Genomic DNA, 12,101 nt, shown 5'->3' on the forward strand with positions numbered 1-12,101 from the left:
TGGTGGCCCGCTCATCGACGCGCGCTTACTCCTGGTTTACCTGCGGGTAGCTACAAAAGAGACAGAAGGAACAAGTCTGACGATCGGGGGATCATGGACGCCGTTACCCTGTCCGAGCTGCGCAAGCCGCGCGCCTACCCGGCGGTGTCGGTGCTGATGCCGACGCAGCGGTCCGTCCCGGGCAACCGCCAGGACCCGATCAGGCTCCGCAACCTGCTGGGCGAGGTGCGGCGGCGCCTCCACGACGACGCCCGGGTGGCGCCCGACGCCGCCGACCACGTCCTCCGCAGCCTGGAGGCCGCCGCGGAGGAGGTCGACCTGCGGCATCCCTCCGACGGGCTGGTGCTGTTCGCCGCGCCGGACGGGGAGCACCACGCGTTCACGATCGGGCAGTCCGTGGACGAGCGCGTGGTCGTGGACACGGGGTTCGCGACCCGCGACCTCGTCGCCGCCTACACCCGCACCCCGCGCTACTGGCTGCTGTCGCTGTCGGACCAGCGGGCCCGGCTGTGGGACGGCCACGGCGAGGAGCTGACCGAGCGCGCCGACGGCGGCTTCCCGGTCGTGCCCGAGGCGCTGGACGAGGCGAGCTCCGGGCGGCAGGCACGGCGCGCCGCGCAGGGCGGCGACGGCGAGCGGCAGCGCCGCCTCATGCGGGACGTGGTGTCCGCCCTCGACCGTGTCCTCGCCCGCGACCGCCGCCCGCTGATCGTCGCCGGCGTCACCCGGCACCAGGCGTTCTTCGACGAGGTGGCCGGGCCGCACATCACCGTGGCGGGACGCGTCGACGGAAGCTTCGAGGGCGCCGCGCCCAGCACGCTCGCCGAGGCGGCCCGTCCGGCGCTCGCCGCCTACGAGGACCTCCGCGAGGTCGGCGTGCTGGCGGAGCTGGAGGCCGCCCGCAGCATCCAGCGCTATGCGGGCGGGCTGTGCGAGGTCGTCCCGCTGGTCGAGGAGGGCCGCGGCGAGCACCTGGTCGTCGAGCGCGGCTACTACGCTCCCGCGGTGAGGGCCGTCGGCGAACTCGTCCCGGTGGAGGGGATGCCCGGCGTCCTCAAGGGCGCGGACGTCGTCGACGACGCCGTGGACGACGTCATCGAGACCGTGCTGGAGTACGGCGGCGAGGTCACCTTCGTCTCCGACGGCTTCCTCATCGACCACGGCCGCATCGCCCTGGTGACCCGCTACTGACCCGTCCCGCAGGACGGGGCGCGCCAGATCACCCAGCCGATCGACCAGTCGCGCCGCGCGTGCGGCCGCCAGCCCGCCGGGTGCCCGGGCCAGGACGCCTCCGGGGCCGTACCGTCCGGCAGGGGGACCAGGACCGTGCACACGCCGGGCTCGGGCGGGCGGCCGTCGAGCCGGTCGATGCGCGTCCACCACACCGGGTACATGAGCTTCGTCCTGATCGCCCAGTTGAGCGAGGCGTCCGCGGCGACCCCGCCCGCGGCCGGGCCCGGGAACGGCGGAGCCGGGCGGACGCGCTCGGGTGAGGGACCCATCGCGAACGTCAGCGCGGCCAGGTTGACTCCGGCGAGGCCGGCGGCCATGAGGGGCCTTCCCCTCAGCCTGGACAGCAGCGCCAGCGCGCACAGCAGGGCGATCGAGGCGAGCGCCGCCTCCCGCATGCGCAGCGCGGTGCGGTCGCCGGTCAGGAACGTGGTCTCGGGGAAGTCGAACGCGATGAACGCGTGGGTGCGCAGCCGCTCGCCCGCGTGGACCGTGACCCAGAGCCCGGCGCCCTCCAGGAGGAGGACGGACGCCGCCGCCAGCCCGAGGGCCGTGCGGGCGCCCGACCGCAGGAGGGCCGCCGCCCCGGCCAGCGCGTAGACGAGGGCGAGGCACGACAGGTACCGGCCGTAGGCGAAGTTGCCCACCCGGTGCTCGTCCGGCAGCGCGGCCGACGACGCGTAGGCGATCCCGCACGTGGCGGTGAGCAGCACGGCGGCCATGATCCGGTCGGCCGCCGGGGTGCCCCGCCGGACGAGCGTCACCGTCACGACCGCGAGCCCGGCGCCCGCGAGCCCCCACGTGGACGCGATCAGGTACCAGAGCTGCCCGGCGGCCCCGGACCACGCCCACGCCTGCCCGGAGAGCGTGGTGAGGCGGGACTCCAGGATCCCGGCCAGGTCCCGGACGCCGCCCGGATACAGTTCGGCGCGAAGCCACGCGTTCAGCGCGGCCCCCGCGGCGTATCCGGCGAGCGCCGCGCCGCCGCCGGCCAGAGCCCCGCGCCGCCTCCGCCGGTGCCCCACCGCGAGGACGACCAGCGTCAGTGCGTGGACGAGGAGGACGACCGTCCCGCGAGTGTGGACGGCCGCCGTGTACGAGGCGACCACGCTCGCCAGCGCCGCGTCACAGGCCCGGCCGTTCCGGACGAAGCGGTCGAGCCCCAGCAGCCACGCCATGACGAGCGCCGGCAGGACGGCGTCCGCGAGCGCGAACGCGCCGAAGAACGTCGTGGCGGGCAGCAGCGCCGCCCCGAAGGAGAGCGGCAGCGCCGCGCGCCGGCCGAGCCCGAACCGCCGCGCCGCCGCGTACCCGAGCGGGAACAGCGCCGCGCCCGCGACCGCGTTGATCGCGAGGACGGCCGTGTACACCGTCACCGGATCGCGGGAGAACCAGTACACCGGGGTGAGCAGGAGCGGATATCCGCCCTGGTAGAAGGTGTACCCGGACAGGTCGGCGCCCGGCCCGCCGGCCAGCCACCGGGCCGCGAGGAGATACCCGGTCTCGTCGGGGTTCGCGACCGGGCCCGTCCGGGCGCGGGCGAACCACAGCCGGACCGCCGCCTGCGCGAGCACGCCGGCCGCGAGCAGCCACGGCAGCGCGCGGGTGCGCCGGCCGGCTGGACGGAGCGTTGCGGGCGGGGCCTCCGGGCGGGGCGGAACGGTCGCGAGCGTCATGCGCCCCACCGTTCCGGCGGTCTGTCATGGTCCTGTGCGGGCGATGTCCGGATCTTGTGACACAACTCGCTGCATGATCGTCGGCCACCGATAATGTGCGGGTGGCGAGCATTCTGTTCATCGAGGACGATCCGTCCGCGCGGGCCGCCCTGGAGCTGGCGCTGACCCGCCAGGGACACGGCGTGACGTCCCGGGCCACCGGCGAGGACGGGCTGGCGGCGCTGCGGGCGCGGCGTCCCGAGATCGCGATCCTGGACGTGATGCTGCCCGGCATCGACGGGATCGAGGTGTGCCGCCGCATCCGCCGGGAGGACTCGCTGCCGGTGATCCTGCTGACCGCGCGGGGCGACGACCTCGACATCGTCCTCGGCCTGGAGGCCGGCGCCGACGACTACGTGGTGAAGCCCGTCGAGCCCCGCGTCCTGGACGCCCGCATCCGCGCCGTCCTGCGCCGGGCCGACCAGACCCGCGTCGACCGCTCCGTCTACGGCGACCTCGTCATCGACCGGACCTCGCTGAAGGTCACCAAGGCCGGAACCGACCTTCGCCTCACCCCGACCGAGCTGCGGCTCCTGCTGGAGCTGACCCGGCGCCCCGGCCAGGCGCTCACCCGCCAGCATCTGCTGGCCGAGGTGTGGGAGCACTCCTATCCGGGCGACTCCAGGCTGGTGGACGCCTGCGTCCAGCGCGTCCGGGCCAAGATCGAGGACGAGCCGGCCGAGCCGCGGCTGATCGAGACCGTCCGGGGCTTCGGCTACCGGTTCACGGCGCCGTGACGCACCGCCGCTGGTTCACCGGGCTGCGGGTGCGGCTCGCGGCCGCGTTCACCGCGGTCGCGCTGCTCGCGTCCGTGCTCGCCTCCGGCATCTCCTACGTGCTGCTGCGGCGGGTGATGCTGCAGCGCGCCCAGGACGCGGTGCTCACCGAGGTGCGCACCGCCCTGGCCCAGCGGATCCCGCCCAATCTGCCGCCCGACGTGGTCCCGCTGGTCGGCGCGGCCCTGGTGGACGCGCTCGGCTCGGCCGAGGGGCGCAAGGCGGTGGCGGTGCCCGTGCCGCTGCGCGGCGAGAGCGGCCTCCCGCCGCCGGGAGCGCTGGACGTCCCCGTGACCCGCGAGTTCGCCCGGCGGGCGGTGGACGACCTGGTCTTCCAGCGCGTCAGCCGGCACGGTACGCCCTACCTGCTCGTGGGCGGCCGCGCCACCCGTTACGTGACCACGGGGGACGAGCCGTGGCGCACGACGCCGCCGATGGTGTTCGTCTCCGCGAGCCTGCGCCGGGAGGACGCCGACCTGAGGCTGTTCACCCGCACCCTGCTGATCGCGGACGCCGCCGCGCTGGCGGCGGCGCTCGGGCTCGCGCTGCTGGCCACCCGGGGCGTGCTGCGCCCGGTGCGCCGCCTCGGCGCCGCCGCCCGCGCGCTCGGCGAGGGGAGGCTGGACACCCGCGTCCGGGTGCGGGGCCGCGACGAGCTGGCCGACCTCGCCGCCACCTTCAACCGGACCGCGCAGGCGCTGGAGCGGACGGTGACCGAACTGCGCGCGATGGAGGCCGCGTCCCGCCGGTTCGTCGCCGACGTCTCCCACGAGCTGCGCACGCCGCTGACCTCGATGATCGCGATGACGGACGTGCTGGCCGAGGAGGCCGCCGAGGCCGCGGGCGGCGAGGCCGGCGAGGGCGGCGACGTCGCAGCCCGGCTCGTCGCGGACGAGACCCGGCGGCTCGGCACGCTCGTGGAGCACCTCATCGAGATCAGCCGGTTCGACGCGGGCGCCGCCGCCCTCGTCCTGGACGACGTGAACGTCGCCGACGCGGTCGGCGCCACCCTGGAGGCGCGCGGCTGGCGCGGCGAGGTGGCGGTGGAGGGCCCCGCGGACCTGTTCGTCCGGCTGGATCCCCGGCGGTTCGACATCATCGTCGCCAACCTCGCCGGGAACGCCCTCAAGCACGGGCGCCCGCCCGTCTCGCTGCGTTTCGGCCGGCCGGAGCGCGAGGACGCGGGCGGGGACGCGGGCGGGGTCCGCGTCGTGGTCGCCGACCGCGGACCCGGCCTTCCCGACGAGGTGGTCTCCGTGGTCTTCGACCGGTTCGTCAAGGCGGAGGCGGCGCGCTCGCGCAGCGAGGGAAGCGGCCTCGGCCTGTCCATCGCCAAGGAGAACGCCCTGCTGCACGGCGGCACGCTGGAGGCCGCCAACGGGCCGGAGGGCGGCGCGGTCTTCACCCTGTGGCTGCCCGACGGGGAAGGGGAGGAGCGCCCATGAGACGGCCGCGGTGGATGCGCGCGCTGCCGGCGGTCGCGGCGTGCGCCGTCCTGGCCGGCTGCGGGATCCGCCCCACCGGGATCATCAGCGCGGGTACGGGGCCGGGCGCGCAGGCGCACGCCGACACGATCACCGTCTACCTCGTGCGGGGCCACAGGCTGCTGCCGGTGACGCGGCCCGGCCTGCCCGGGCAGCCGAACCTGGCCATCGAGCAGCTGACCGTGCCGCCGACCGGGCAGGAGCGCGCGATCGGGCTGCGCACCGAGGTCCACGAACCGCTCGAGGCGTACAAGCTCGTCACCATGACCGACCCGGTCGGCGATCGCCCCCAGATGGTCGTCAGATCCGTCGAGCGGCGGAACGTGCCGAAGAACTGGTCGCGGATCGCCAGGGCCCAGATCGCGTGCACCGCGCAGGCCATCCCGGGCATCGAGAGCGTCAGGCTCTTGAGCGCCCTGAACGCGACCCGAAGCCGTTTGGAGACGCTGACCTGCGACCAGTTCGCGGATCTGCTCGAATGATCAGTTCCGGGTGAGCCACTGGGCGCTGAAGTCGCCGAGCACCGAGCGGACGGCGAGGACCGCTATGCCGAGGGTGAGGACGGGCATCACGACCCAGCGCTCGACCTTGCCGTCCGTCTTCGGGATGACCGGGACGTCGATCCGCCACGGCAGCGGCCAGAACACGGGGCAGCCCCGGGGCGTCAGGCAGTCGCCGGCGACGTGCGCCAGGCAGCCGAGCGTCACCGCGAACCCGACGAAGCTCATGTCGATCTTGTGCATGAGCCAGACGGCGACGAGGGCGAGCGCGCAGTCGGCGAGCGCCGACTGCGGCTCCTTGCCCTCGAAGTCCAGGCCGATGCCGCGCAGCCCCAGGCCGACGATCATGAACAGGCAGGCCCACCAGGCGTAGAGGTAGTGGGTGGCGAGGGTGTCCATCGCCCAGCCGATGCCGAGCGCGAACAGGATCGAGTGGGTCGCCTGCCGGTGCCCGCCCGAGAGCTTCCCGATCCACTTGCACATGAGGCTCGTGATCGGGCCGAAGGTGTTGGCGATGCGGCCGTTGTGGTGGTCGATGTCCGGCAGGATCGCCGCGCCCGCGCACACCACGGCGCCCGCGGCGACCTGCTCCACCGACAGCGACACCGCGTGGTCGCCGAGCAGCCGTTCGTAGCCGAGCAGCGGAACGGCGCCCAGCCATGCCAGCGCGCCGCTCAGGGCATGCGTCTTGCCCATCATGATGCCGATCCCCGCCTTCACGCGCTTCCACCGCCCGTACTCAGGGCGGGACTCTAACCGGCACCTGATCGTTTTCAGTGGCGACGCGCCGAAGCGGGTTTTACGTCCCTTTGACTCGGGATTTCGCGTCCCGGTTCCCGAACCGGGCCGGGTGTCTAGGACGGGACGAAGCGCCAGTCGCCCGACTCCTCGCCCGGCTCGTACGGGGAGTCCAGGCGCTTGGCGAGGACGCCCGGAAGGCCCTGGTCGCGGGCCGCGTCCCGGACGGCCCCGCCGTCGCCGGGGAACCACGGCGCCGTCTGCCACAGCGGCCCCGACAGGCCGAGGTCGTCGAGCCGGCCCCGCCGGTCGCGGTACGGGACGTCCAGCAGCGGATGCCCGTCCAGGTGCAGCAGGTCGTAGATCATGTAGGTCTCGCGGCCGTCCAGGACGGCCAGTTCCCCGTCCAGCAGCGCCGGCCGGGAGCCGAGCTCGGCGCCGAGCCGCGAGCCGAGCCCGCCGGGGCCGTCGACGGCGCGGCCCCGGCCGTCGGTGAAGCGCGTCCGGCCGCCCTCGACGTAGGCGGCGAGGCGCCTGCCGCCCCACGCGAACTCGAACCCCCACGCGTCCTGGTCGCGGGGGAGCCGCGCCTTCTCCGCCGGGCGCATCGGGCGCAGCGACTCCGGCAGCGGCTCGGCGTCCGGGTCGGCCGGCGGGTCCATCCGGTGGATCATCCAGTTGTCGCCGCGCGTCCTGAACAGCACGTACCGGCCGGACACCCGCGACCCGTGGACGATGATCTTCACCTCGCGCTCGGACCACTTCTCCGTCTCGTACGTCCCGCGGTCCCAGACGGTCATCTTCCCGGCGCCGTACTCGCCGCGCGGGATCTCGCCCTCGAACGCCGCGTACTCCAGCGGATGGTCCTCGGTGCGCACGGCCAGGTGATTCGTCCCGGGGCTCCACGGCAGGCCCTTCGGGACGGCCCACGACACGAGCACGCCGTCGCGTTCGAGCCGCAGGTCCCAGTGCAGGCTGGTCGCGTGGTGCTCCTGGACGACGAACGTGTCGTCGTCGCCGCGCGGCAGCGCCTTGTCGCCGCGCGGCAGCGCCCTCTCCCCGGGGACGGGCTCGGGCGTCCTGCCCGGATCGCGCCTGCCCCGGTACTCGGCGAGCCGGTCGCCGCCGTCCTTCCGCTTCTTGGGGGTCACGCCCGGTGCATACCCGAGATCAGCGAATGAAGACGGCGTAGTCGGCGACGTCGTTCGTCAGGGACGGCGGCAGCCCGGCGAGGGCGGACAGCTCCTCCGCCGACTGGAACCCGCCGGTCTGCGACCGGACCCGCTCGATCCCCTCCGCCAGCTCCCGGGTGATGCCGGGCAGCAGCGTCAGCGCCTCCACCGGGGCGTGATTGACGTCGACGAGCCCGCCGTCGTTGTACTGGCTCGGCAGGTCGGGACGTCCGATGCGCAGCTCCTTGGCGAGGCCCGGGTCGGCCGCGGCCAGCTCCCGCGCCTTCTCCCGCAGCAGCCGCCGCCGCTTGACCCGCTCCACCACGGCCTCGTTGTCGACCCCCGACAGCCCGTGCGGGTCGAACACCCGGCGCCTGATCAGGAACGCGTGCCCGCAGCCCACCACCGACAGGATGAACAGCAGCACGCCGACGGCGCGCTCGGTGCCCCCCTCCTTGCCGATGTGGGGGATCAGGAACATCGCGAGCGCGAACAAGCCGAGGTAGGCCGCCGTGGACACCGTCAGGTGCAGGCTGCGCCGCCACAGCGCCGCCGCCGCGAACGTGAACGGGGTGGCGTAGCCGAGCGTCAGGAACGGCAGCGCCGCCCACGTCACGCTCAGCGCGGCCCGCCCCGGCGGCATGCTGTCGGAGGGAACCCGCGGCTCGTACGGCGCTGGGGCGTTCATCTCTAGAGAGTCTCCCGGCCGGCTATGGGGGCGAATCGGACTCTAGATCAACAGGGATGTCACGGCAGGGTGAGGATTTCGTGACCGTCCTCGGTCACCAGCAGCGTGTGCTCGAACTGCGCCGTGCGCTTGCGGTCCTTCGTGACGACCGTCCAGCCGTCGGCCCAGATGTCGTAGTCGTGGGTGCCGAGCGTCAGCATCGGCTCGATCGTGAACGTCATCCCCGGCTCGATGATCGTCGTGGCGCTCGGGTCGTCGTAGTGCGGGACGACCAGGCCGGAGTGGAACGTGGTGCCGATCCCGTGCCCGGTGAAGTCGCGGACGACCCCGTACCCGAACCGCTTCGCGTAGGACTCGATGACCCGCCCGATCACGTTCAGCGCCCGCCCCGGCCTGACCGCGCGGATGCCGCGCATCGTCGCCTCGTGGGTGCGCTCCACCAGCAGCCGGGACTCCTCGTCGACGTCCCCGCACAGGAACGTCGCGTCGGTGTCGCCGTGCACGCCGTCGATGAACGCGGTGATGTCGACGTTGACGATGTCGCCGTCGCGCAGGACCGTGTCGTCCGGGATGCCGTGGCAGATCACCTCGTTGATCGAGGTGCACAGCGACTTGGGGAACCCCCGGTACCCGAGCGTGGACGGGTAGGCGCCGTGGTCGAGCAGGAACTCGTGCCCGACGACGTCCAGCTCGTCGGTGGTGACCCCGGGCCGGACGTGCTTGCCGACCTCCTCCAGCGCCTGCGCGGCGATCCGCCCCGCCACCCGCATCCGCTCGATGACCTCGGGCGTCTTGACGTCGGGCTCTCCGGTCTTCGGCCGCTTCTTCCCCACGTACTCCGGGCGGGGGATGCCCGGCGGGACCTTGCGCATGGGCGAAACGTGTCCGGGCCGGAGTAGCTGGGTCGTCATAGTGATGGAGTGTAGTCAGCGCGATCGGGGCAACGAATCCCGTGCGAGCGTGATCGAGAGGAGTGCCGATGGCCCACGACGACGGTGACTGGTGGTTCTGCCTGAAGCACATGAAGGTCGAGCACGGCCCGGGCTGTCCCGGCAGGGACCGGATGGGCCCGTACGCGTCCGAGAGCGAGGCCGCGAACGCCCTCGCGCTCGCCCGCGAGCGCAACCAGGCCTGGCGCAAGCAGAACGAGGATTAGAACGAGGATCAGTCGACCACCTAGTCGACCACGGGGCCCGACACCGCGTCGAGCAGCCTGGCGAGCCGGTGCCGGAGCCCGCGCGGGCTCCGCGCCGGCTCCCGCCCAGCCGCCGCGCTGACGAGGTGCTGCGCGCCGTCGAACGACATGAGGGCCTCGTCCGGCGGGACGGTCAGCGCCTCGTGGGCGAGGCTCCGCAGCTCGCGGTCGCCGCCCTCCAGCGCGAGGACGGTCGCGCCGGTGCGGCGCGCGTCGTCCACCCGCTCCAGCAGCGGGACGGGCGCGTCCTCCTCGGCGACGACGAACAGCGTCTCGCCGCGCCGCGCCGCCTCCAGCCGCTCCAGCCCGATCCGCAGGTGCGCGGGCGCGTCCGCGGGCGGCGTCCAGCGCACCAGCGTCGGCGCGAGGCCGGGGGCGTCGCCGAGCCGGCTCTCGTCGTCCAGGTGCGCCGCCAGATGCCACGGGTCGCCGCCGGGCGTGCCGACGAGCAGCAGCCCGCCCGGGGTGCGGGACGTGACCCGCAGCGCGCGGCCGAGCTCCGCGGTGCGCTCGAGCCAGCCCGTCGTCGACAGGACCTCGCGCAACATGGTGATCTGCTCGGCGTCCACGGGCACCATGGTGCCGCACCGGGCGCCCTGGTCAGGCGGTTTTCCGTGATGTGGAGCCCGGGGCGAAGCGCCCGGCGGGCGGTTTGGCAGACTCGGCCGCATGACTGAGCAGCAGAAGACTCCCTACGACCTCCCCGACGCCGGCGGCCTGTCGATCGGCATCCTCGGCGGCACCGGCGACCAGGGCAAGGGGCTCGCGCGCCGGTTCGCGCTCGCCGGGCACCGGGTGACGATCGGGTCGCGCAAGGCCGAGCGCGCGCAGGCCGCCGCCGACGACCTCGGCCCCGGCCTGCCGGTCTCCGGCGCCGAGAACCCCGTCGCCGCCGGGCAGTCGGACGTGGTGATCGTCGCGGTCCCGTGGGAGGGCCACAAGGCCACGCTGGAGTCGCTGCGCGCCGAGCTGGCCGGCAAGATCGTCGTGGACTGCGTGAACCCCCTCGGCTTCGAGAAGGGCAAGGGCGCGTTCGCGCTGCCGGTCGAGGAGGGCAGCGCCGCCGAGCAGGCCGCCGCCGTCCTGCCCGACAGCCGCGTCGTCGCCGCGTTCCACCACGTCTCCGCCAAGCTGCTGCTCGACCCCGGCGTGGACGAGATGGAGCTGGACGTCCTCGTCCTCGGCGACGACCGCGAGGCCACCGACCTCGTCCAGGCCCTCGCCGGCCGCATCCCCGGCATGCGCGGCGTCTACGGCGGCCGGCTGCACAACGCCCACCAGGTCGAGGCGTTCACCGCGAACCTCATCTCCATGAACCGCCGCTACAAGGCTCACGCGGGGCTGCGCATCACCGATGTCTGACCGGCGCCCGCCTGAGCGGCGACCGTCTGACCGGCGACCGGGACGGAGCGCCGGTCAGACGGAGGGCGCCGGCGGGACCGGCTTCGGGGGGGTTTGGAGGGCCGTCCCCCTGTAAGGCGATCAATCGTTAAGCTCGGTGCGGTGGCGAGCTTGAACGACCCCGAGGCGGCGCGACGCCCGCTCGTCCTGCTGCCCTCGTCCAGGACGGGGCCGCTGCGCGCGGTGGCCAAGCGCGTCGGGATCGCGTTGCTGCTCCTGTTCGCCGTGGTGGCCGCCGTCTACGTCGACCGCGACGGCTACCGCGACACCGGCGACGGGGAGCTGTCGCTGCTGGACGCCTTCTACTACGCGACGGTGACCGTCTCCACCACCGGCTACGGCGACATCACGCCGGTGGGGAACACGGCCCGGCTCGTCAACATCCTCTTCATCACGCCCGTGCGGGTGCTGTTCCTCATCGTCCTCGTGGGCACGACCCTTGAGGTCCTGGCGGAACGAACCCGCGACGATTGGCGCAAGTCACGCTGGAGGGCACGCGTGCGCGACCACATCGTGGTGGCCGGCTACGGCACGAAGGGCCGCAGCGCCATCAAGACCCTGCTGAGCACGGGCGTCGACCGCGGGTCGATCGTCGTCGTGGACCCGGATCCGCGCGTGGTGGCGGAGGCCGCGGAGGCCGGGTTCGTGAGCATCGTCGGGGACGCGACCCGCAGCTCGGTGCTGAGGCAGGCGGCGGTGCAGCGGGCGCGGGAGATCGTGGTGGCGAGCGCCCGCGACGACACCGCGGTGCTGATCACCCTCACCGCGCGGCAGCTGAACCCGCACGCCGGGATCCAGGCGTCGGTGCGCGAGTCGGAGAACGTCCCGCTGCTGCGGCAGTCGGGCGCCGACCACGTGGTGACGTCGTCGGAGGCGGCGGGACGGCTGCTCGGGATGTCCACCAGCCAGCCGAGCGTCAGCGAGGTCATCGAGGACCTCCTCGACCAGGGCAGCGGGCTCGACCTGGTGTCGCGCGAGGCGCGCCCGGACGAGGTCGGCGGGCCGCTGTCCGCGCTGGCCGAGCCGGCGCTCGCGGTCGTCCGCGACGGCCGGACGCTGCCGTTCGACCACCCCGGGTGCGCGACCCTCGAACCCGGCGACCGGGTGATCGTGGCGCGCTCCTCGCCGCGCCCGCACGCCGCCTCCGCGAAGGAGGAGGGAGCGGACGGCGCCTCCGGTGCGTCCGATCAGTGACATATCAT

Annotated in this window: 13 protein-coding genes; 7 read left to right on the forward strand and 6 right to left on the reverse strand. The window is 73.9% G+C overall.

What is annotated here, in order from left to right:
* The first annotated feature begins 93 nt into the window (after positions 1-93).
* Complete coding sequence (locus SM418_RS14045; protein WP_371941101.1) at positions 94-1,191, forward strand: baeRF3 domain-containing protein; 1,098 nt, start codon at positions 94-96, stop codon at positions 1,189-1,191.
* Here SM418_RS14045 and SM418_RS14050 read toward each other — a convergent pair.
* Positions 1,185-2,906 (reverse strand): hypothetical protein, encoded by a 1,722-nt coding sequence (locus SM418_RS14050; RefSeq protein WP_371941100.1) that lies wholly within the window; start codon positions 2,904-2,906, stop codon positions 1,185-1,187. The genes SM418_RS14045 and SM418_RS14050 overlap by 7 nt on opposite strands.
* A 101-nt stretch (positions 2,907-3,007) precedes the next feature.
* Between SM418_RS14050 and SM418_RS14055 the strand changes: the two genes are divergently transcribed.
* The 3 genes from SM418_RS14055 to SM418_RS14065 are packed head-to-tail and all read left to right on the forward strand — an operon-like array spanning position 3,008 to position 5,687.
* Entirely contained in the window at positions 3,008-3,682 is a 675-nt protein-coding gene (locus tag SM418_RS14055) for a response regulator (protein WP_371941099.1), read from the forward strand.
* Positions 3,679-5,166 (forward strand): ATP-binding protein, encoded by a 1,488-nt coding sequence (locus SM418_RS14060; protein ID WP_371941098.1) that lies wholly within the window; start codon positions 3,679-3,681, stop codon positions 5,164-5,166. The genes SM418_RS14055 and SM418_RS14060 overlap by 4 nt, the downstream gene beginning before the upstream one ends.
* Entirely contained in the window at positions 5,163-5,687 is a 525-nt protein-coding gene (locus tag SM418_RS14065) for a hypothetical protein (protein WP_371941097.1), read from the forward strand. Before SM418_RS14060 ends, SM418_RS14065 begins: the two co-directional genes overlap by 4 nt.
* Here SM418_RS14065 and SM418_RS14070 read toward each other — a convergent pair whose 3' ends face one another.
* The 4 genes from SM418_RS14070 to map all read right to left on the reverse strand — a co-directional run bounded on the left by SM418_RS14070 (position 5,688) and on the right by map (position 9,214).
* Positions 5,688-6,425 (reverse strand): metal-dependent hydrolase, encoded by a 738-nt coding sequence (locus tag SM418_RS14070; protein WP_371941096.1) that lies wholly within the window; start codon positions 6,423-6,425, stop codon positions 5,688-5,690. It lies immediately after the preceding gene.
* 134 nt (positions 6,426-6,559) lie between these two features.
* Positions 6,560-7,594 (reverse strand): DNA polymerase ligase N-terminal domain-containing protein, encoded by a 1,035-nt coding sequence (locus SM418_RS14075; RefSeq protein WP_371941095.1) that lies wholly within the window; start codon positions 7,592-7,594, stop codon positions 6,560-6,562.
* Between the two features lie 19 nt (positions 7,595-7,613).
* Positions 7,614-8,303, reverse strand: a complete 690-nt coding sequence (locus SM418_RS14080; RefSeq protein ID WP_371941093.1) for a ComEA family DNA-binding protein — start codon at positions 8,301-8,303, stop codon at positions 7,614-7,616.
* 59 nt (positions 8,304-8,362) lie between these two features.
* Positions 8,363-9,214 carry a type I methionyl aminopeptidase gene (gene map / locus SM418_RS14085; RefSeq protein ID WP_371941091.1) on the reverse strand — a complete coding sequence of 284 codons (852 nt, stop codon included), beginning with the start codon at positions 9,212-9,214 and terminating at the stop codon, positions 8,363-8,365.
* Positions 9,215-9,282: 68 nt separating this feature from the next.
* Here map and SM418_RS14090 point away from each other — a divergent pair, with 68 nt between their 5' ends.
* On the forward strand, positions 9,283-9,459 hold the full coding sequence (locus SM418_RS14090; RefSeq protein ID WP_371941089.1) for a hypothetical protein: 177 nt from the start codon (positions 9,283-9,285) through the stop codon (positions 9,457-9,459).
* A gap of 20 nt (positions 9,460-9,479) precedes the next feature.
* Here SM418_RS14090 and SM418_RS14095 read toward each other — a convergent pair whose 3' ends face one another.
* The gene (locus SM418_RS14095) at positions 9,480-10,076 is read right to left on the reverse strand and encodes a hypothetical protein (protein WP_371941088.1); all 597 of its coding nucleotides are present in this window, start codon (positions 10,074-10,076) and stop codon (positions 9,480-9,482) included.
* A 91-nt stretch (positions 10,077-10,167) separates the two neighbouring features.
* On the opposite strand from SM418_RS14095, the gene npdG reads away from it, so the two are divergent.
* On the forward strand, positions 10,168-10,860 hold the full coding sequence (gene npdG / locus SM418_RS14100) for an NADPH-dependent F420 reductase (RefSeq protein ID WP_371941087.1): 693 nt from the start codon (positions 10,168-10,170) through the stop codon (positions 10,858-10,860).
* A gap of 141 nt (positions 10,861-11,001) precedes the next feature.
* Positions 11,002-12,093, forward strand: coding sequence for a potassium channel family protein (locus SM418_RS14105; RefSeq protein WP_371941085.1), 1,092 nt, complete (start codon positions 11,002-11,004; stop codon positions 12,091-12,093).
* The last annotated feature ends 8 nt before the right edge of the window (positions 12,094-12,101 follow it).

The organism is Actinomadura chokoriensis, assembly GCF_041463665.1.
Classification (GTDB): Bacteria; Actinomycetota; Actinomycetes; order Streptosporangiales; family Streptosporangiaceae; genus Spirillospora; species Spirillospora chokoriensis_A.

Coding starts and splice junctions, on each gene's coding strand:
- SM418_RS14045 (WP_371941101.1), top strand. CDS start 94: ATGGACGCCGTTACCCTGTCCGAGCTGCGCAAGCCGCGCGCCTACCCG.
- SM418_RS14050 (WP_371941100.1), bottom strand. CDS start 2,906: ATGACGCTCGCGACCGTTCCGCCCCGCCCGGAGGCCCCGCCCGCAACG.
- SM418_RS14065 (WP_371941097.1), top strand. CDS start 5,163: ATGAGACGGCCGCGGTGGATGCGCGCGCTGCCGGCGGTCGCGGCGTGC.
- SM418_RS14080 (WP_371941093.1), bottom strand. CDS start 8,303: ATGAACGCCCCAGCGCCGTACGAGCCGCGGGTTCCCTCCGACAGCATG.
- map (WP_371941091.1), bottom strand. CDS start 9,214: ATGACGACCCAGCTACTCCGGCCCGGACACGTTTCGCCCATGCGCAAG.
- SM418_RS14090 (WP_371941089.1), top strand. CDS start 9,283: ATGGCCCACGACGACGGTGACTGGTGGTTCTGCCTGAAGCACATGAAG.
- SM418_RS14095 (WP_371941088.1), bottom strand. CDS start 10,076: ATGGTGCCCGTGGACGCCGAGCAGATCACCATGTTGCGCGAGGTCCTG.
- npdG (WP_371941087.1), top strand. CDS start 10,168: ATGACTGAGCAGCAGAAGACTCCCTACGACCTCCCCGACGCCGGCGGC.